Raw genomic sequence first — 17,005 nt, forward strand, 5'->3', positions numbered from 1 at the left:
CAAATTAAATATGAAAAATATAATAATTACAGGAACAAGTCGCGGTATTGGATTTGAATTAGCACAACTATTTGCTAAAAATAATTGTAATGTACTTGCTTTATCCAGAAACTCGGAACCTTTAAGCAACTTAAACCTTAAAAATATTACCACACTTTCTGTCGATTTATCTTCTGAAAAAGACTTACAAAAAGTAACAAACTTTATAAAAGACAATTGGAAAAATGTTGATATTTTAATTAACAATGCTGGTAAATTGATAAACAAACCTTTTGAAAAAATTACAAGTACAGACTTTTTAGAAGTGTACAAAGTAAATGTTTTTGCAGTTGCAGAGTTAACAAAACAATTAATTCCATTTTTAAATAAAGGCAGCCATGTAGTAAATATTAGTAGTATTGGTGGTGTTTTAGGCAGTGTTAAATTTCCTGGATTAGTTGCTTACAGTTCTTCAAAAGGAGCCTTACTTACCCTAACCGAGGTATTGGCTGAAGAGTATAAAGAACAGCAAATTTCTTTTAATGCAATTGCTTTGGGAGCTGTACAAACAGAAATGCTAGAAGAGGCTTTTCCAGGCTATAAAGCTCCTGTTACAGCTGAAGAAATGGCTGACTATATTTACAACTTTTCGCTTACTGGTAACAAATTTTATAACGGAAAAGTTTTACAAGTTTCATCAACAACTCCATAATTTATGATTGAAAAGCTTGCAAAATATATTCCTAAAAACGCTTTAAATTTGGTTCAAGAAATTCTTGAAAAGCACCCATTAGTAATTAAAATAGTTAATGAAAGAACTACAAAACATGGCGATTTTAAAAGAACTATTGATAATAAAGTTCAAATAACAATTAATAACAACTTAAATCAATATCATTTTTTAATAACATTAATTCATGAACTAGCACATTTTGTAACTTTCAAAAAAAATAAACGTGTAAAACCTCACGGAATTGAATGGAAAAGAAACTTTCAACACTTAATGCTCCCTTTTTTAAATCCGGAAATTTTCCCACAAGATATACTTCCATTGCTAGCTAATTACTTAATAAATCCAAAAGCAAGTACAGGATCAGATGTAAAATTAATGCAAGCTTTAAATAGCTATGATGATAATTCGGGAAAGAGTTTTATATTTGAATTACCTCACGGAAGTAGGTTTTTATTTAAAAATAAAATCTACAAAAAAGGAAATATTAGAAGAACAAGATTTGAATGTGTTGAAATAAAAAGCAAAAAAACCTATTTATTCAACCAAAATGCAGCAGTAGAAATAATAGAACACAATGAATAAAAACTATTACGCAGTTATTATGGCTGGTGGAATTGGCTCTCGATTTTGGCCAATAAGCACCAATAAATTACCCAAACAGTTTCACGACATTTTAGGTACTGGAAACTCGTTAATTCAACAAACATATAATAGATTTGACACTTTAATTCCAAAAGAAAATATATTAATTGCAACCAATAAAAAATATAAAAAATTAGTAAAAAAACATTTACCTAACATTGCTTCTAATCAAATTTTATTAGAACCTGCAATGAAAAATACAGCACCTTGTATTTTATATAGTGCTTTAAAAATTTTTAACAAAAACCCAGATGGAATTATGATTGTTGCTCCGTCTGATCATTATATAGAAAACGAACAAGAATTTATTTCAAACGTTCAAACTTCTTTTGATTTTTGTTCAAAAAACGACTTTTTACTAACACTTGGAATCAAACCAACCAATCCAAATACTGGCTATGGATATATTAAGTTTAACAAAACTGATACAGCTATAAAAGAAGTTATTAATTTCACTGAAAAACCTAATTTAGAAACAGCAGAAGAATTTTTAAACAGTGGTGATTACCTTTGGAATGCAGGTATTTTTATTTGGAGTGTTAAAAGTATTTTAAAAGCATTTGAAACTTATCTACCCGAAATGCACCAACTATTTTCTAAAGGCAATAACAATTATAATACAGCTTCAGAAAACAATTTTATTGAAGAAAATTACTCAAAATCTCAAAAAATATCTATCGACTTCGGAATTATGGAAAAAGCAACCAATGTTTGTGTACTTCCAACAAATTTTGGATGGAATGATTTAGGCACGTGGAGTTCGCTTCAAGAAAAGCTGGAAGCTGACAATAACCAAAACACTGTAGTGGGTGGCGAAGTTATTTTTAAAAACTCAAAAGGTAATATCATTCATACTCAATCTAATAAAAAAGTTGTTATTCAAGGTTTAAATGACTTTATTGTAGTTGAAAAAAAAAATGTAATTTTAATTTGCCCTAAAGATAAAGAACAAGAAATTAAAGAAATAAGTGCTGAAGTTAAATCTAAATTTGGAGACAAATTTGTATAAGCTATAAAATATGGAAACTGAAAATACCAATCAACAAAATAGCAATACCAGTTCAAACACACCACCTGAAAACGATTTTAAAGGTATTTGGACTAGTATTGTACAATTTCTACATAGTATTTTAGATATTAGAAATGATACCGATAAAAAAGGTACTATTGAAGATATTAAAGAAAATATTTCAATGAAAGGTCACAATGCTTGGGTATTGGTTTTTTCAATTTTAATTGCCTCTATCGGACTAAATGTAAGTTCTTCAGCTGTGGTAATTGGAGCGATGCTTATATCTCCTTTAATGGGACCAATTTTAGGTATTGGCTTATCTATTGGCATAAATGATATCGACACTCTAAGACGTTCTTTAATAAATTTAGGCGTAATGGTTGGGCTAAGTTTAGCTACTTCTACTATGTTTTTTATTTTTCCAATTTTTCAAAGTGAAACACCAGAAATATTGGCTCGTACTGCTCCAGATGTAAGAGATGTTTTTATTGCAATTTCGGGTGGTTTAGCATTAATAATTGCTTTAAGCAGACGAAGCAAACAAACCAACACTATTGCAGGTGTTGCTATTGCAACAGCCTTAATGCCTCCTTTATGTACTGCTGGTTACGGGCTGGCAACTTGGAATTTAAGCTACTTTGGTGGCGCAATGTTTTTATTTGCTATAAACACTATTTTTATTGCATTAGCCACTTTTGTAATTGTTAAATTTTTGGGCTTTCCAATGCTTAAATACATTAATTCTGCAAAAAGAAAACGTATTGCAACTACCGCTTCAACTGTTGCACTTATAGTATTTTCTGGAAGTATATACTTGTTTTTTAACTTATTTCAAGAAAATCAATTTAAACAAGCTGTAGAACATTTAATAGACGATATTAAAGGAAACGGCATAAGTATTATTGATGAAAAAGATGAAAATATAGATTATAAAAATAAAAAAGTTAAAATATTTGTTTACGGAAATAAGCTATCTGATACAGAAATTGAAAGATGGAACGAAAAATTAATCGAATATGGTTTAGATGGTACCGAGCTTGATTTTCAACAAGGAGAAGACGATTCAGATATTAGACATGAAGTAAAAAACCTAACTGATTTATATGTCCAAAATCAAAAAATAATTTCATCTAGAGATGAAACAGTAAGAGAAAAAGAAGAAAAAATTAAGCTACTAACAACTCAAATATCTAAATACCAATCTGCTGAAATACCTTTTATCCAAATAAGTAAAGAAGCACAAATAAATTATGCTGGATTAGAACATTTAAGCTATGCTAAATTAATACACACCAACTTTAATTCTGTTGACACTATTACGGTATTTAACGCTCGATGGAACGACTCTATAAGAAATATACCTGCCAAACAAATGGTATTAAAAAAATGGCTTAAAACACGTTTAAATTTAGATACTTTACAATTAAACAATAATTAAAAATCTAAAATAACACCAAAACTTGGCAATGTATTTCCTGAAGAGTTAGAAATTTCTTCAAGGTTATACTTTGTCTCATCTGTTGTATTTATGCTGTTATTTCCATTAGCATCTTGAATAGGAATTAAATACGCTTGTGAAGTAAACTCGCTTCCATATATATTTTGAATATCTATATAAAAATTAAGCGAAAGTTTTTCCCAATACCACGTTTTATCTACGCGAAGGTCTAATTGATGAAACGTATCAAAACGTTCCGAATTTAATTTACTATAATCTAAAATACCACTATTTGAAACATTATAATTTTCAATTATTGCAGACGCGTCATAATCGTAAGGTGTATAAGGCTGTCCACCTACAAGCTTAAACTTACCTCCTATTTCCCAATTTTTCTTCAACTTTTTACCTCCTGTAATTGATAATAAATGACGGTTGTCCCAAGATGAAGGAATATAGCTACCTGCATTATCTTTAAATTCACTTTTAACAAACGTGTAAGAGAAAATACCATACAAACCATTGTATGATTTTTTTTGAGCTAATAATTCAACTCCGTAAGCTCTTCCTTTAGAATTAGAAATTACTTCTTCATTACCAATAACACCAAAATCTGACCCTAAATTTGCCAAACTAATTTGATCTCTTACAGAAAATGGATAGTTTTTATAAGCCTTATAAAACCCCTCTAAAGTTATTTTTGAAGTGGAATTTGGCTTCATTTCTAAACCAGAAACATAATGCGTAGCCTCAATAAATTTTAACCCATTATTTTTATTTACCAATGCATTTAATTCATCTCTATACCCTAAAATTGTATATGCAGGCAACTGTTTATAAATACCTGTTGAGGCATTTAAACTAAGCTTATCACTTAATTTATATGACAATGACATTCTAGGTGAAAATTGATTTAACGGATTTTTCATTTCATCATTATAATCTACTCCATCCATCCTAAATCCTATAGAAATCCCCAAATTAGCGTTTAAATAATTTTTTGAAATTTGTCCAAATACAGCATACTTCAACATAGATAATTTTGAAGAAAAATTAATTTCTTGAACACCTTCTGAAATTGCCAACTGTTGAAAAGTACTATTGGTATACGTTGCATCTTCTAAACCAATACCTACATTTAATTTATAATTATTCTTTAATGTTGAAGTGATTTCAAAACGCAATTTATTTTCAATTTCTTTTGAAGTATAATCAAGCAACAAATCATCTGGATTGTTAGAATTATTAAAATATTTTTTAGCATTATTATTCCATACATTTCTACTTAACACAACTTCTTTTGTAGTATTTTCTCCAAAATATTTATAAACAGCCCCAACAGTATAATTCCATTGTTCTTGAATAGGAATATTACTTAAAGAATACCTGTTTCGTTTTAAAGTTTCCTCGTCAGTTATATTATCATTTACACTTTCATTTAACTTAAATTGATCTATTGCCCCTAAGCCTATTAAAGAAATCTCACTGCTTACTGTTAATTGGTGTTTTACTTTAAATTGAAAATCGTTATACGTTGGTAAAAAAGGCAATTTTATCAACTTAAATAAAAACTGCAAATAAGATTGACGCGCAGAGACCATAAAAGTAGTTTTAGAGCCCAATGGACCATCTAACGTAATTCCTGCATCAGACGTTCCTAAAGTAAGCCTAGTGTTTAATTTTTCGGGGTTTCCATCTTTCTGGGTAAAAGAAATAACAGAACTTAAAGCATTGCCTTGATTAGCAGAAAAAGCACTTGTATAAAAGTCTACTTTTCTAATTAAATCTGCATTTATAATACCAACCGGACCACCAGAAGAACCTTGTGTTTGAAAGTGATTTATTACCGGTACTTCTACCCCATCTAAATAAAATTTATTTTCTGAAGGTGCTCCACCTCTAATAATAATATCGTTTCTAAAACTGGGGTTTGATGCAACACCTGGTAAAGATTGTAATACTTTTAAAACATCTCTATTTCCTCCAGGATTTTTTTCAATTTCGGAAATTCCTAAAGTTTGAACAGACAGTGGACTTTCAACAGATTTTTCAAACAACTGACTTTGTATTACAACTTCATCTAATTGTTCGTTAGTTTGGGATAACTCTATTAATATATAAGGCGTTTTATCTATGGTTACCAAATAATCATCAGATAACAGAGATTTATAACCTAAAAATGAAACCGAAACTTTAACATAGCCCAACGGTACATTTGAAATTATAAAATTTCCTTCTTCATCGGTACTTTTACCAATTGTTGTTCCTTCAACTATAACATTAACAAAAGGAAGCGTTTCTCTTGTTTGCGCATCTACAACCTTCCCTTTAATAGTTCCACTATTTTGAGAAAATGCCACTAACACGTTTAATAAAAGAAGCAGTGCAAAACTATTTTTTTTCATTAGGAAGATCAATTTATACAAATATACAACTTTTGTTTAATAAAATACTTAAAAAGTTAAACGTATTTATATTAGACACAAAAAAACCTCAAATTAAATAATTTGAGGCTTTTGTGGTGAGAGAAGGATTCGAACCTTCGAAGCTTGCGCAGCAGATTTACAGTCTGCCCTCGTTGGCCACTTGAGTATCTCACCAATATTGACCAAAACTTTTATAAAACTAAAAGTTGTTTGTGACCTGGCTGGGGCTCGAACCCAGGACCACCTCCTTAAAAGGGAGGTGCTCTACCAACTGAGCTACCAGGTCGCTTTATTTGTTTTTAGCGGGTGCAAATATAAGAGTATATTTTAAAAAAACAAACAACTTTTTTATTTTGTTTCATTTAAATATACTTCTCTTACTTTTTTAAATAAATTTGAAGAATAAACAAATTTTACAATCGCCTCATTTTCAGTTTTAAATATTTCTTTATTACTTCCTTCCCATGCTTTTACTCCATCTTTTAAAAAAACAATTTTTTCTCCAATTTCCATCACCGAATTCATATCATGAGAGTTTATTACGGTAATAATTTGATATTCTTTGGTAATTTCTTGAATTAAATTATCTATTAAAGTTGCCGTATTTGGATCTAATCCAGAATTTGGTTCATCGCAAAATAAATATTTAGGTTTCATAACAATTGCTCTTGCAATAGCAACTCTTTTTTGCATTCCTCCAGATATTTCGGCAGGGAATTTTTTATTTGCATTTACTAAATTTACCCTATCTAATACAAAGTTTACACGTTTTAACATCTCTGCATTACTATCGTTTGTAAACATTTTTAAAGGGAACATTATGTTTTCTTCTACGGTTAAAGAGTCGTACAAAGCACCACCTTGAAAAACCATTCCAATTTCTTGTCGTAATTGCCTTCTCTCTTTAATATCCAGTGCTGTTTGATTTCTTCCATCGAAACAAATTCCGCCTTTTTCTGGAACATGTAGTCCTAATAAACATTTTAAAAAAACTGTTTTTCCGGAACCACTCTGACCAATAATCATACTGGTTTCTCCTTTTTCAAAAGTTGTTGTTATACCTTTTAAAACTGGAGTTCCACTAAATTCTTTATATAAATCTGTAACTTCAATCATTTATCCTAATAACATTTGAGTTAAAAAGTAATTTAATAAAATAATTACAACACTTGTCCAAACCACAGCTTGAGTACTAGCTCTACCAACCTCTAAAGATCCGCCTTTTACATAATATCCGTGGTATGCAGGTATCGTAGCAATTACAAACGCAAAAACCAAAGTTTTTATAAGTGCATATTGTATAAAATAGGGATTGAAATCTAGTTGAATTCCATAAACATAATCTTCACTAAAAAATCTTCCTGTTAAAAGCCCTGCAACATATCCACCATAAATACCTAAAAACATGGCCAATACAATTAAAATTGGATAAAAGAATAAGGTTGCAATAATTTTAGGTAATATTAAGTAATTTAAAGAGTTAATACCCATTACTTCTAGAGCATCTATTTGCTCAGTTACTCGCATAGTTCCAATACTAGATGAGATATAAGATCCTACCTTACCGGCTAAAATAACACTCATAAAAGTTGGTGCAAATTCCAAAATCATAGATCTTTTAGTTGCAAACCCAATTAAATATTTTGGTATAAAAGGACTATCTACATTTAATGCGGTTTGTATAGCAACAACACCTCCTACAAAAAAGGATATAAATATTATAATCCCTAAAGATTTTAAACCTAAATCTTCAATTTCACGAAACAATGTCTCTCTAAAAACCGACCATTTTTGTGGTTTTTTAAAAACTTGTTTCAGCATAATAAAATACTTTCCAATATGCTCTAAATAATTCATTAAATTTTCTTTTTTGCTAAAATATTAAAATTATATCACCTTTAATCTTTTTGTAACATAAATTTAATCTTTCAAAATAAAAAATACCTAATTTTGAAACGTAAAATATTTTAAATGAAAAAACTACTTATACTCTCTTTAGTTAGCTTTACATTAATTCAATGTATTGCTATAAAAGCAGAATCGAACACAAGCTCAACTACCGAAATTACTACTAAAACACAACTAGAAATTTATGAGAAAAACCCTAAGTTAATTGTGGGAATTGTTGTAGATCAAATGCGTTATGATTATTTGGTTAAATTTTATAATAAATATAGTGAAGGCGGCTTTAAACGTTTAATGAACAATGGCTACAATTTAAAAAATGTACATTATAATTATATTCCAACATATACCGCTGTTGGACATACTTCTATTTATACTGGAACCACACCGGTAAATCACGGAATTATTTCTAATAACTGGTACGATAAATATTTAAAAAAATCAATTTATTGTGTTGATGATGATAATTACCGAACTGTTGGGGCAATTTCTGGAGGAAATAAATCACCCCATAGAATGTTAACAACTACTATTACCGATCAATTAAAATTAGCACAAAATATGAATGGAAAAACCATTGGAGTTGCTATAAAGGATCGATCTTCAATTTTACCTGCAGGACATACAGCCGACGCGGCTTATTGGTTTGAAGGCGGTAATGAAGGTAAATTTATGACAAGCACATTTTATATGGATAAAATCCCAAACTGGGTTACAAATTTCAACAACTCAGGCAAGGCTAATAGTTATTTAAATGATACTTGGGATACCTATTACGATATAGATACATACACAGAAACATTACCAGACAATAATGAGTTTGAAGGAACTTTTAAAGGCAAAGAAACACCTACTTTTCCATACAATTTAAAAGAATTAAGAAAATTAAACGATAATTATAGCCTTATAAAAGCGATTCCTGCAGGTAACACAATAACTACAGATTTTGCTGAAGCTACTATTTTGGGTGAAAATTTAGGTAAAGGAGAATTTACAGACTTTTTAGCTATCAGTTATTCTAGTACAGATTATGTAGGTCATCAATTTGGAGTAAACGCTAAAGAATTAGAAGATACTTATATTCGTTTAGATAAAGATTTAGAACGCTTTTTAAACTTTTTAGATACAGAAATAGGTAAAGATAATTACACCATCTTTTTAACCGCAGATCACGCAGCAGTGCAAGTACCTGCTTATTTAAATTCTTTAAAAATACCAGGAGGTTATTTTGAAACTACTAAATTTAAGAAGTTTGTAAATGAAATTACTTTAGAGTATTTTAATTCAGATGAGTTAGTTGAAAACATTTCTAATTACCAAGTTTTTTTAAACAAACAAAAATTAAAAGAATTAAAACTAGATACTAAAATTGTATCTCAAAAAATTGCAGACGAAATTTTAAATTTTGACAATGTTTATAAAACTGTAACTGCACACACATTGCAAACAACTAGTTTTACTTCTGGAATTTTAAAAACATTACAAAACGGATACAATCAAAAATTTTCTGGAGATATTTTATACGTACCAAACCCTTCAACAATTCCTAATTATTCAAAAACAGGAACTACGCACGGTTCTGGTTATGCATACGACACACACGTGCCATTATTATTTTACGGTGCTAAAATTAGTAAAGGAAGCTCTAACAATTATTATCCAATTGTAGATATTGCTCCAACCCTAGCTAGTCTTTTAAATATATCCGAACCAAACGGATCTACAGGAAACGTTATTCTTGAAGTTTTAAAATAACAACTTAAAAACAAATACATTAAAAAGCTGCTATGTTTTAAAAACACAGCAGCTTTTTTTTATTAAAATATTTATAAGTTTAAAATTAATACTTATAAACAACAGCATTTATGCTCATTCCTGCCCCTACAGAAGCAAAAATTACAACATCGCCTTTATTAATTTCGTGGTTTTCAATTTCTCCATTTTTAACCATATCTAACAATGTTGGAACGGTTGCTACAGAGCTATTTCCTAATTTATGAATACTCATTGGCATCACATCTTTAGGCACTTTTGTTTTATACAAACGGTAAAACCTTTTAATAATAGCTTCATCCATTTTTTCATTAGCTTGATGGATAAATACTTTTTTAACTTCAGATATATCTAAACCTGCTTTATCAAGGGCAGTTTTCATTGCTAAAGGAACATGATTTAAACCATATTCATAAATTTTTCTCCCTAACATTTTAATATACTGAACTCCGCTTGTATCTTCTTTATTAAAAGACTCACCATAATGTAGATAATAACATTCATCTACCGTGTCTGTTTGAGCTGCATGACTTAAAATTCCTTGTTCTTCAGTTTCAACGGCTTCAATAACACAAGCCCCTGCACCATCTGAAAAAATCATTGAATCTCTATCAAAAGGATCGATAACACGAGAAAGCGTTTCTGAACCAATTACCAAACATTTTTTTGCAATTCCAGATTTAATATAAGCTTCAGCTTGTATAACACCTTGAATCCAACCTGGGCAACCAAAAAGAATATCATAAGCAACACATCCTGGGCTTTTAATACCCAATTTATTTTTTACTCTTGATGCTAAACTTGGTAAAACATCTCCTTGAATAGAGTTGGGTTTAACATCTCCAAAATTATGTGCTAAAATTATATAATCTAGTTCTTCTGGGTTAATTCCAGATTCTTCAATTGCTTGTTTTGAAGCTAAATACGCTAAATCTGATGAATCTTGGTCTTCAGCAGCGTACCGTCTTTCTTCTATGCCTGTTATTGCGCAAAATTTTTCAATAATTTCTGCATTTTCATTCGCAAAAGGGCTTCCATCATCATTTAAAAATTTACTATTTAAAAAGTCAGAATTTTTTTTAATTATATTTGGAATATAGCTTCCAGTTCCTGTTATTACTGATCTCATTTTTTATAAAAAATTAGGAGTCAAATTTAGTAATCTATTCGTTATTTAGTTCAGAAATTTTAATTTCCATTACGATGGCTATCGACTGTGCTCTGGACTTTGCAGCGTGTGCTATTTCACCCTGAAATAGGGCATCTACAGAAGCATTAAACATTGACAACCAACTATTAAAGTGTTCTTTTTTAAAAGGTGTTTTTTGATGTATTTTTAGATGAGGAGCCATAGCATTTTTACGATACCCACCCGAGTAAAACAATATATTATCCCAAAAATCAACTAATGTTTGTAAATGTATTTCTAAGTGTTCTGGATTTGTAAAATCAACAAAAAAATGACGCATTAAATCATCATTCATTAATTTTTTATAAAAGGTCTTAACAAGTAAATAAATATCTTCTCTATTTTCAATATCTTTCTTCATAATATATTTAGAGAAAAGATTTATCAAATGCAATTGGGAGTAAATCTAAAACGGAATCAGTTTTAATAATTTTACCTTCTTCACCCATAAAATACACTTCTATTTTATCTTTTTGCTTTAACTCGTATTCAGATAATGTTTGTCTACAAGCACCACACGGCGCAACAGGTTCTTTTAAAACCTGGCTACTTGAGCTTGCTGCAATAGCTAATTTTAATATTTTAACGGTTGGATATTCAGAAGATACTTTCCAAATAGCAACACGTTCTGCGCACATACCTGAAGGATAGGCTGCATTTTCTTGGTTATTTCCTGTTACAATTAATCCATTTTCTAACAAAAATGAAGCTCCTACCTTAAATTTGGAATAGGGAGCATACGCATTTTCTTTAGCTTCAATGGCTTTTTTCATTAAAGCTTCAACATCTTTTGGAAGCTCTTGAATTGATTCGTAAACCGAAATACTAGTTGTTAATTCAACTTTTTTCATTTAAAATTTAGCTATTTAGCATTTATTTAACTTCAAAAATATCTCCAAAATCAAACGATAAAGAGAATCTAAGTGTATTTTCTAAAGGGTTGTTTATATCTGATGCATTAAACAAATATGAAATATCTAATTTAGAACTTTTAAAGTTAAATCCAGATCCAATTGTAAAATATTTTCTTGAACCTTTTAAATCACTTTCATTAAAATAACCTGCTCTAACTGCAAAGGAGTTATCATACATATATTCTGCTCCTAATGCCCAAGTAAATTCTTTTAACTCTTCGTTAAATCCATCTGGAGCATCATTAAACGAACTAAAAATACCACTGATAAAACTAACATCATCTTGGGTATATGGTGGCTCACCGTCTTCTGAAATACTTGGTGTTGGAACTAATAATTTATTAACTTCTAAATTAACACTTACTTTATTGTAATTATCTAAAATAAAATCGAAACCACCTCCCAATTTTAAATTTGTAGGTATAAAATTATCTTGACCATCATCTGTATAAGAAACTTTAGGTCCAATATTTGAAATATTATAACCACCTCGCCAAACACCATTAAAATCGCCATAATTACTTTCGTCAGATTGAAAGTAACCTGAGATATCTACTGCAAAAGTATTTACAGGGTTTATTGTTGAATTAGCTGATTTAATCCCTAAATCTGATCTAATGTAGCGTAAGGTTACACCCATTGAATATGTTTCATTCAACTTTAAAGAATATGAACCGTCAAAAGAAAACTCATTTAGTTTTTCAATTCCTTCAGGAGCTCCATTGATATCTGTTAGATCTATTTGACCTAAATTAAAATATTTTAGACTTGCAGCCCAAGCGCTTCTTTCATCAATTCTATTTGCAAAAGTAAAACCTCCTAAAAACACATCATTTGTTAGCTCTCTTAGCCAAGGTGTATAAGTAATTCCTACACTAAATTGAGATCTCATAAACGCATATTTAGAAGCATTCCAATGTTGTGAATTTGAGTCTGGAGAAGTTGCAACACCAATATCTCCCATACCTCCTGCTCTAGCATCTGGTGCTATTAACAAAAAAGGTGCTGCTGTTGTAATTGGATTTGAATCTTCTTGTGCATTACTTGAAAAAGCAAATAAAACAGTGAGGGTGACTAAAATTATTTTTTTCATTAATATTAATTTAATAATTGAATTAAATTGTTATTGCAATATTACTAATTTTTCAATTTTTTGAGCAGATGTATTTGAATTAATTGATGTTACTTTTAATTTATAAACATAAACTCCTTTACCTATTTTTGCTCCAAAATCATCTAAACCATCCCAAACTATTGTTCTAGACAAATTACCTTCTGTTTGAACTATTTCTGTTATTGTTTTTACCAATTTTCCAGAAACTGTAAAAATTTGAAGTTGTACATTTAATTGTTCATTTGGTTTGTTATGATTGAACCAAAATTCTGTATAATTAACAAATGGATTTGGATAATTTAATACATTGCTCAAAACTAAATCACTATTATCAACAACAGTAAAATTAAACGTAGACTCTGATAAATTATTGTAAGTATCCCAAGCTTTTAACGTAATTGTGTGCATTCCAGATGAAAGATCTCTAAAAGTATAAGTTACTTTTCCTTTTTTATAAGTATCTAAATCTGTTTGATAATAATCATTTAAAATTATTGGGTTAGACTGATCATTATCTAAAATAGCAACTATATCGTGGTCTACAGCTGTAATAGAAGTATTAATTCCGTTTTCATCTTCTAAAACTGCAATAAAAACAGGAGAACTATCTGTTGTGCCACCATCAACAAAGTTTAAATCATTCATATAAAGTTGTATGGTGGGTCCTGTATTGTCTTCTGGAGCATTTTCATTAATCCCTCCTACAGTTATATCAATATTATAACCTGCTTTATCTATTATATTGTTAGATGCGTAAAAGCTAAGTTTCCCTTTTCCGTAAGCGACTTTTAAATCTTTTGGAGCAACAAAATCAAATGTAAATTTTCCATTTTCTACTTTAGAGCTTCCTTTAAAAATTTTACTATCTCTTACATCAAATTCCATTGTAATATTTTTATTATCGTTATCTAATGTAGTTTTATCAATTACTTTATCATAAACTGTTACGTCTATTTCACCCGTAAAATCTTCCAATAAATTATCATTAATATCTAAAACATCTCCTTCAAATTGGATATACGATAGTGCTTTTATGGTATCTAAAGATTGTGAAATATCTTTATTGTTTATTGTAGATAATTTAATTGAAGGTTCTGGAACACTTAAATGCATTGCAGGATCTCCAAAATTGTATATAAAAAAACGTTGTGTAGTTGAAAACTGATTTTTAACGTCCATTAAAGTTTCAGCAATTGACAAATTTTCATTATTAAAATTTAATAGAGGTTCTATTAATCTTTCATTTAAAGCTTGTCCTACACTTATATAAATTTCCCTGGTTGTTGAAATTAATGAACTTGCTCCATAATTTTCTGCCCAAAATAAATATTCTCCCGCTGTTTTTCTTAATGGATTATCAAACCTCGAAAAATCACAGGTAACTGTTATAAATAATGGTAATTTAAATTTATTTTCAAGACTTTGTATTTCTGGCAAGCGAAAAATCCCTTCACTAGCCCAACCATCTTCTCCTCCATGTCCAAAATAATCTACCAATAAAGTACCTTTATCTATCTGATTTACAATATCTAAATTTACAGTTGGATAGGTAGATCCAGAAGCTGCTGTTTCTTGAAAATAGGCATCTAAATATATTTTTTTTAAATTAAAAACTGGTTTATTAGCTTCAATAGTTGTAGCTATTTCATCCATATTAGATTGCAAAATTTCTTCACCACTACTATCAATATCATCAGCTATTAAAGTAATATTAGTACGCCAATCTCCAAAAGATGCTACGCTATAATAATCTAATAATTTATCTACTACTTGTTGTGCTTGCAATATATCCGAAACTGGTATTCTTCCTGTTGCAACATCTTGCCTTTCGTAAGAATTTAACAATCCTTCATCTGCATCCATCATCCCGTAAAAATCATCTGTTACATATGACGAAGCTAAACTAAAACTATTAAAAGATTCGAAAGCTGGCACTATATTATTATTTCCTTCTATCCTATCTTTATAATCATAAGATGCATCTCCAAACAAACAGACATATTTAATTTGATTTGTAGTTGCATTATCGTAAAGATGCTTTACAAAGTCTCTAATTGCTGCTACATCTGGAGATCCTGACGAAAATTCATTATATATTTGGTCTAAACGTATTACTTTAGTTGTTAATCCTGAATTATTTGAATGATAATCTGCCAATCTTTGTGCTTGATCCATTAAATAATCTTGAGTAATAATTAAATAATCAATATCTTTTAAACTATGTAAATTCTGATTTTCAACGGTACTAAATTCTAACAATTGTGGTGTAAAGAAATCATTTTCAGGTATCAAAACATATTCTAATAATTGACCTCCATTTACTTTAAAATTAAAGTTTGTGGTTAAAGATTGATTTTCTATTATTTGTGGATTTATTGGATTAGAAACATCCCACACCCATTTAATATTGGATGCATTTTCAATTGAAATTTCTTGTACATCTGGGGTGCTTAAAACATTAAAGTTTCTAAATACAAACTGCTTATCTTTAGCTATTAACTTCCTTTTACCAAGTATTTCAATATAGTCTAAATATGCATCTGCAGAAGGATTACCATTATTATTATAATTTATAGTTACATCTAATAAATCTCCTGAAACTGATACATTTCCAAAGTTTTCATTCGCTACAGCACTATTAGAACCCGACAAAGCACTATAATTTATTTCAAATACATTTTTATTATTAATTTGAACATCCATAGTTGTAGCTATAGATGAAGCTACTACTCCTCTAACCCTAATATTAACAGGCTCCGAACTGTCTATTTCTTCAAAAGGAATTGAATATGTTCGAGTATTTTCAATATTAAAAGCATCTCCAAACCATTGTTGTCCAATAGCAAATAAATTAACTTCGTCTTTTTCATAAAATACAAAATCGTCAAAATTTGTTATTGTTGCAGTACTTGAAGCCGAAATTGGTGTTTGTTTGGTAATTCTTTTACCTTCTGAAGAGCCAATAGTTAAAAAATAATAAGCCTCATCAGAATAAATATTAAAATTGTGTCGTAACGTAGTTAAACTGGGATTTGTCCCATATTCCCAAGAATGCGGTCCGGTAGCATAAAATAAAATAGAATCATTATCGTCAAAACTACCATCGCTTTCTCCATCAACAAAAATTGCATTTTCTTGCAATCCATCATATCTAAAATCACTATTTTTTAAAGGAAGCATTGCGCCTCCATTACCATAAATACGAATATTTTTGGGATTAATTGTATTTACATCTATCCCTAATTTTTGTAAAAACTCTTTATCAATTTTATAAACACCCGTTTTATTTACAGCAAATTTAAACCAAGTTCCTTCTGCTAATACTGAATTTTTAACAGTTGTGTTTTTTTTCAAACTTTGCTTAGCTGATGCTGTTGTATATTCTAAATCAAAAGATACAATACGCTTTATTTGATTGTTATTTTTTACCAAAGGGTCTAAATTTAAAACAGCTAAAGTTGTATTTTTTGCTTTTACAATATTTAAATCGATAGCAATAGCGCTATTAATAGCGTTTAAAGTATATGAATTGTTTTCATTTACAGTTTCATAAACAACATTTGTAACTGAAAAATCGGTTATTATACTGTTTGAATTTACCGTCCAACTATCTTCAAAAGTTGGATTAAAATTTTCATTTAAAAAATTATTTTCTATTAAACTTGTTTTTAGTATTAAATCTTTATTAATCTCAAAATCAACATTATCTAACCAGTTTAATTTATATGTTTTAGTTTCTGTTTGTTGTGCAAATAAAAAATTACCAACAACAAAAAAAAAGAGAAATAGAATATTTGTAGAATGCTTCATTATGTAAAAACGTACTGAATTTGGGATTTTAGTCAAATATTATACAACATTACATATAATAAAGAACAAA

At 29.3% G+C, this 17,005-nt stretch carries 13 protein-coding genes and 2 tRNA genes; 5 read left to right on the forward strand and 10 right to left on the reverse strand.

Annotated elements, in window-relative coordinates:
• Nucleotides 1-10: 10 nt before the first annotated feature.
• Genes MKD41_RS06565 through MKD41_RS06580 form a run of 4 tightly spaced genes read left to right on the forward strand, consistent with a single transcriptional unit; the run spans nt 11 to nt 3,804 of the window.
• Nucleotides 11-691, forward strand: a complete 681-nt coding sequence (locus MKD41_RS06565) for an SDR family NAD(P)-dependent oxidoreductase (protein ID WP_240244643.1) — start codon at nt 11-13, stop codon at nt 689-691.
• 3 nt (nt 692-694) lie between these two features.
• Nucleotides 695-1,294, forward strand: a complete 600-nt coding sequence (locus tag MKD41_RS06570) for a SprT-like domain-containing protein (protein WP_240244644.1) — start codon at nt 695-697, stop codon at nt 1,292-1,294.
• Nucleotides 1,287-2,363 carry a mannose-1-phosphate guanylyltransferase gene (locus tag MKD41_RS06575; RefSeq protein ID WP_240244645.1) on the forward strand — a complete coding sequence of 359 codons (1,077 nt, stop codon included), beginning with the start codon at nt 1,287-1,289 and terminating at the stop codon, nt 2,361-2,363. Before MKD41_RS06570 ends, MKD41_RS06575 begins: the two co-directional genes overlap by 8 nt.
• A gap of 10 nt (nt 2,364-2,373) precedes the next feature.
• Nucleotides 2,374-3,804, forward strand: coding sequence for a DUF389 domain-containing protein (locus MKD41_RS06580; protein WP_240244646.1), 1,431 nt, complete (start codon nt 2,374-2,376; stop codon nt 3,802-3,804).
• Here the strand turns inward: MKD41_RS06580 and MKD41_RS06585 are convergent.
• From MKD41_RS06585 to MKD41_RS06605, 5 genes are all read right to left on the reverse strand, one after another.
• The gene (locus tag MKD41_RS06585; RefSeq protein ID WP_240244647.1) at nt 3,801-6,209 is read right to left on the reverse strand and encodes a TonB-dependent receptor; all 2,409 of its coding nucleotides are present in this window, start codon (nt 6,207-6,209) and stop codon (nt 3,801-3,803) included. The two genes, MKD41_RS06580 and MKD41_RS06585, sit on opposite strands and share 4 nt — an antisense overlap.
• Nucleotides 6,210-6,323: 114 nt before the next feature.
• Nucleotides 6,324-6,404, reverse strand: a tRNA-Tyr gene (locus tag MKD41_RS06590).
• Between the two features lie 39 nt (nt 6,405-6,443).
• A tRNA-Lys gene (locus tag MKD41_RS06595) sits at nt 6,444-6,516 on the reverse strand.
• 62 nt (nt 6,517-6,578) lie between these two features.
• Complete coding sequence (locus MKD41_RS06600; protein WP_240244648.1) at nt 6,579-7,346, reverse strand: ABC transporter ATP-binding protein; 768 nt, start codon at nt 7,344-7,346, stop codon at nt 6,579-6,581.
• Nucleotides 7,347-8,087: an MlaE family ABC transporter permease gene (locus MKD41_RS06605; RefSeq protein WP_240244649.1), complete on the reverse strand. Its 741-nt coding sequence runs from the start codon at nt 8,085-8,087 to the stop codon at nt 7,347-7,349.
• Nucleotides 8,088-8,201: 114 nt separating this feature from the next.
• On the opposite strand from MKD41_RS06605, the gene pafA reads away from it, so the two are divergent.
• The gene (gene pafA / locus MKD41_RS06610; protein ID WP_240244650.1) at nt 8,202-9,890 is read left to right on the forward strand and encodes an alkaline phosphatase PafA; all 1,689 of its coding nucleotides are present in this window, start codon (nt 8,202-8,204) and stop codon (nt 9,888-9,890) included.
• An 85-nt stretch (nt 9,891-9,975) separates the two neighbouring features.
• Here the strand turns inward: pafA and MKD41_RS06615 are convergent, their stop codons facing one another.
• Genes MKD41_RS06615 through porU form a run of 5 tightly spaced genes read right to left on the reverse strand, consistent with a single transcriptional unit; the run spans nt 9,976 to nt 16,935 of the window.
• Nucleotides 9,976-11,037 carry a 3-oxoacyl-ACP synthase III family protein gene (locus MKD41_RS06615; protein ID WP_240244651.1) on the reverse strand — a complete coding sequence of 354 codons (1,062 nt, stop codon included), beginning with the start codon at nt 11,035-11,037 and terminating at the stop codon, nt 9,976-9,978.
• A gap of 34 nt (nt 11,038-11,071) precedes the next feature.
• The gene (locus MKD41_RS06620) at nt 11,072-11,458 is read right to left on the reverse strand and encodes a group III truncated hemoglobin (protein WP_240244652.1); all 387 of its coding nucleotides are present in this window, start codon (nt 11,456-11,458) and stop codon (nt 11,072-11,074) included.
• A 7-nt stretch (nt 11,459-11,465) separates the two neighbouring features.
• Complete coding sequence (gene cdd, locus MKD41_RS06625; protein ID WP_240244653.1) at nt 11,466-11,948, reverse strand: cytidine deaminase; 483 nt, start codon at nt 11,946-11,948, stop codon at nt 11,466-11,468.
• Nucleotides 11,949-11,970: 22 nt separating this feature from the next.
• Nucleotides 11,971-13,104 (reverse strand): type IX secretion system outer membrane channel protein PorV, encoded by a 1,134-nt coding sequence (porV, locus tag MKD41_RS06630; protein ID WP_240244654.1) that lies wholly within the window; start codon nt 13,102-13,104, stop codon nt 11,971-11,973.
• A gap of 30 nt (nt 13,105-13,134) precedes the next feature.
• Nucleotides 13,135-16,935, reverse strand: a complete 3,801-nt coding sequence (gene porU / locus MKD41_RS06635) for a type IX secretion system sortase PorU (RefSeq protein WP_240244655.1) — start codon at nt 16,933-16,935, stop codon at nt 13,135-13,137.
• Between the last annotated feature and the right edge of the window lie 70 nt (nt 16,936-17,005).

Source organism: Lutibacter sp. A64 (assembly GCF_022429565.1).
Taxonomy (GTDB): domain Bacteria; phylum Bacteroidota; class Bacteroidia; order Flavobacteriales; family Flavobacteriaceae; genus Lutibacter.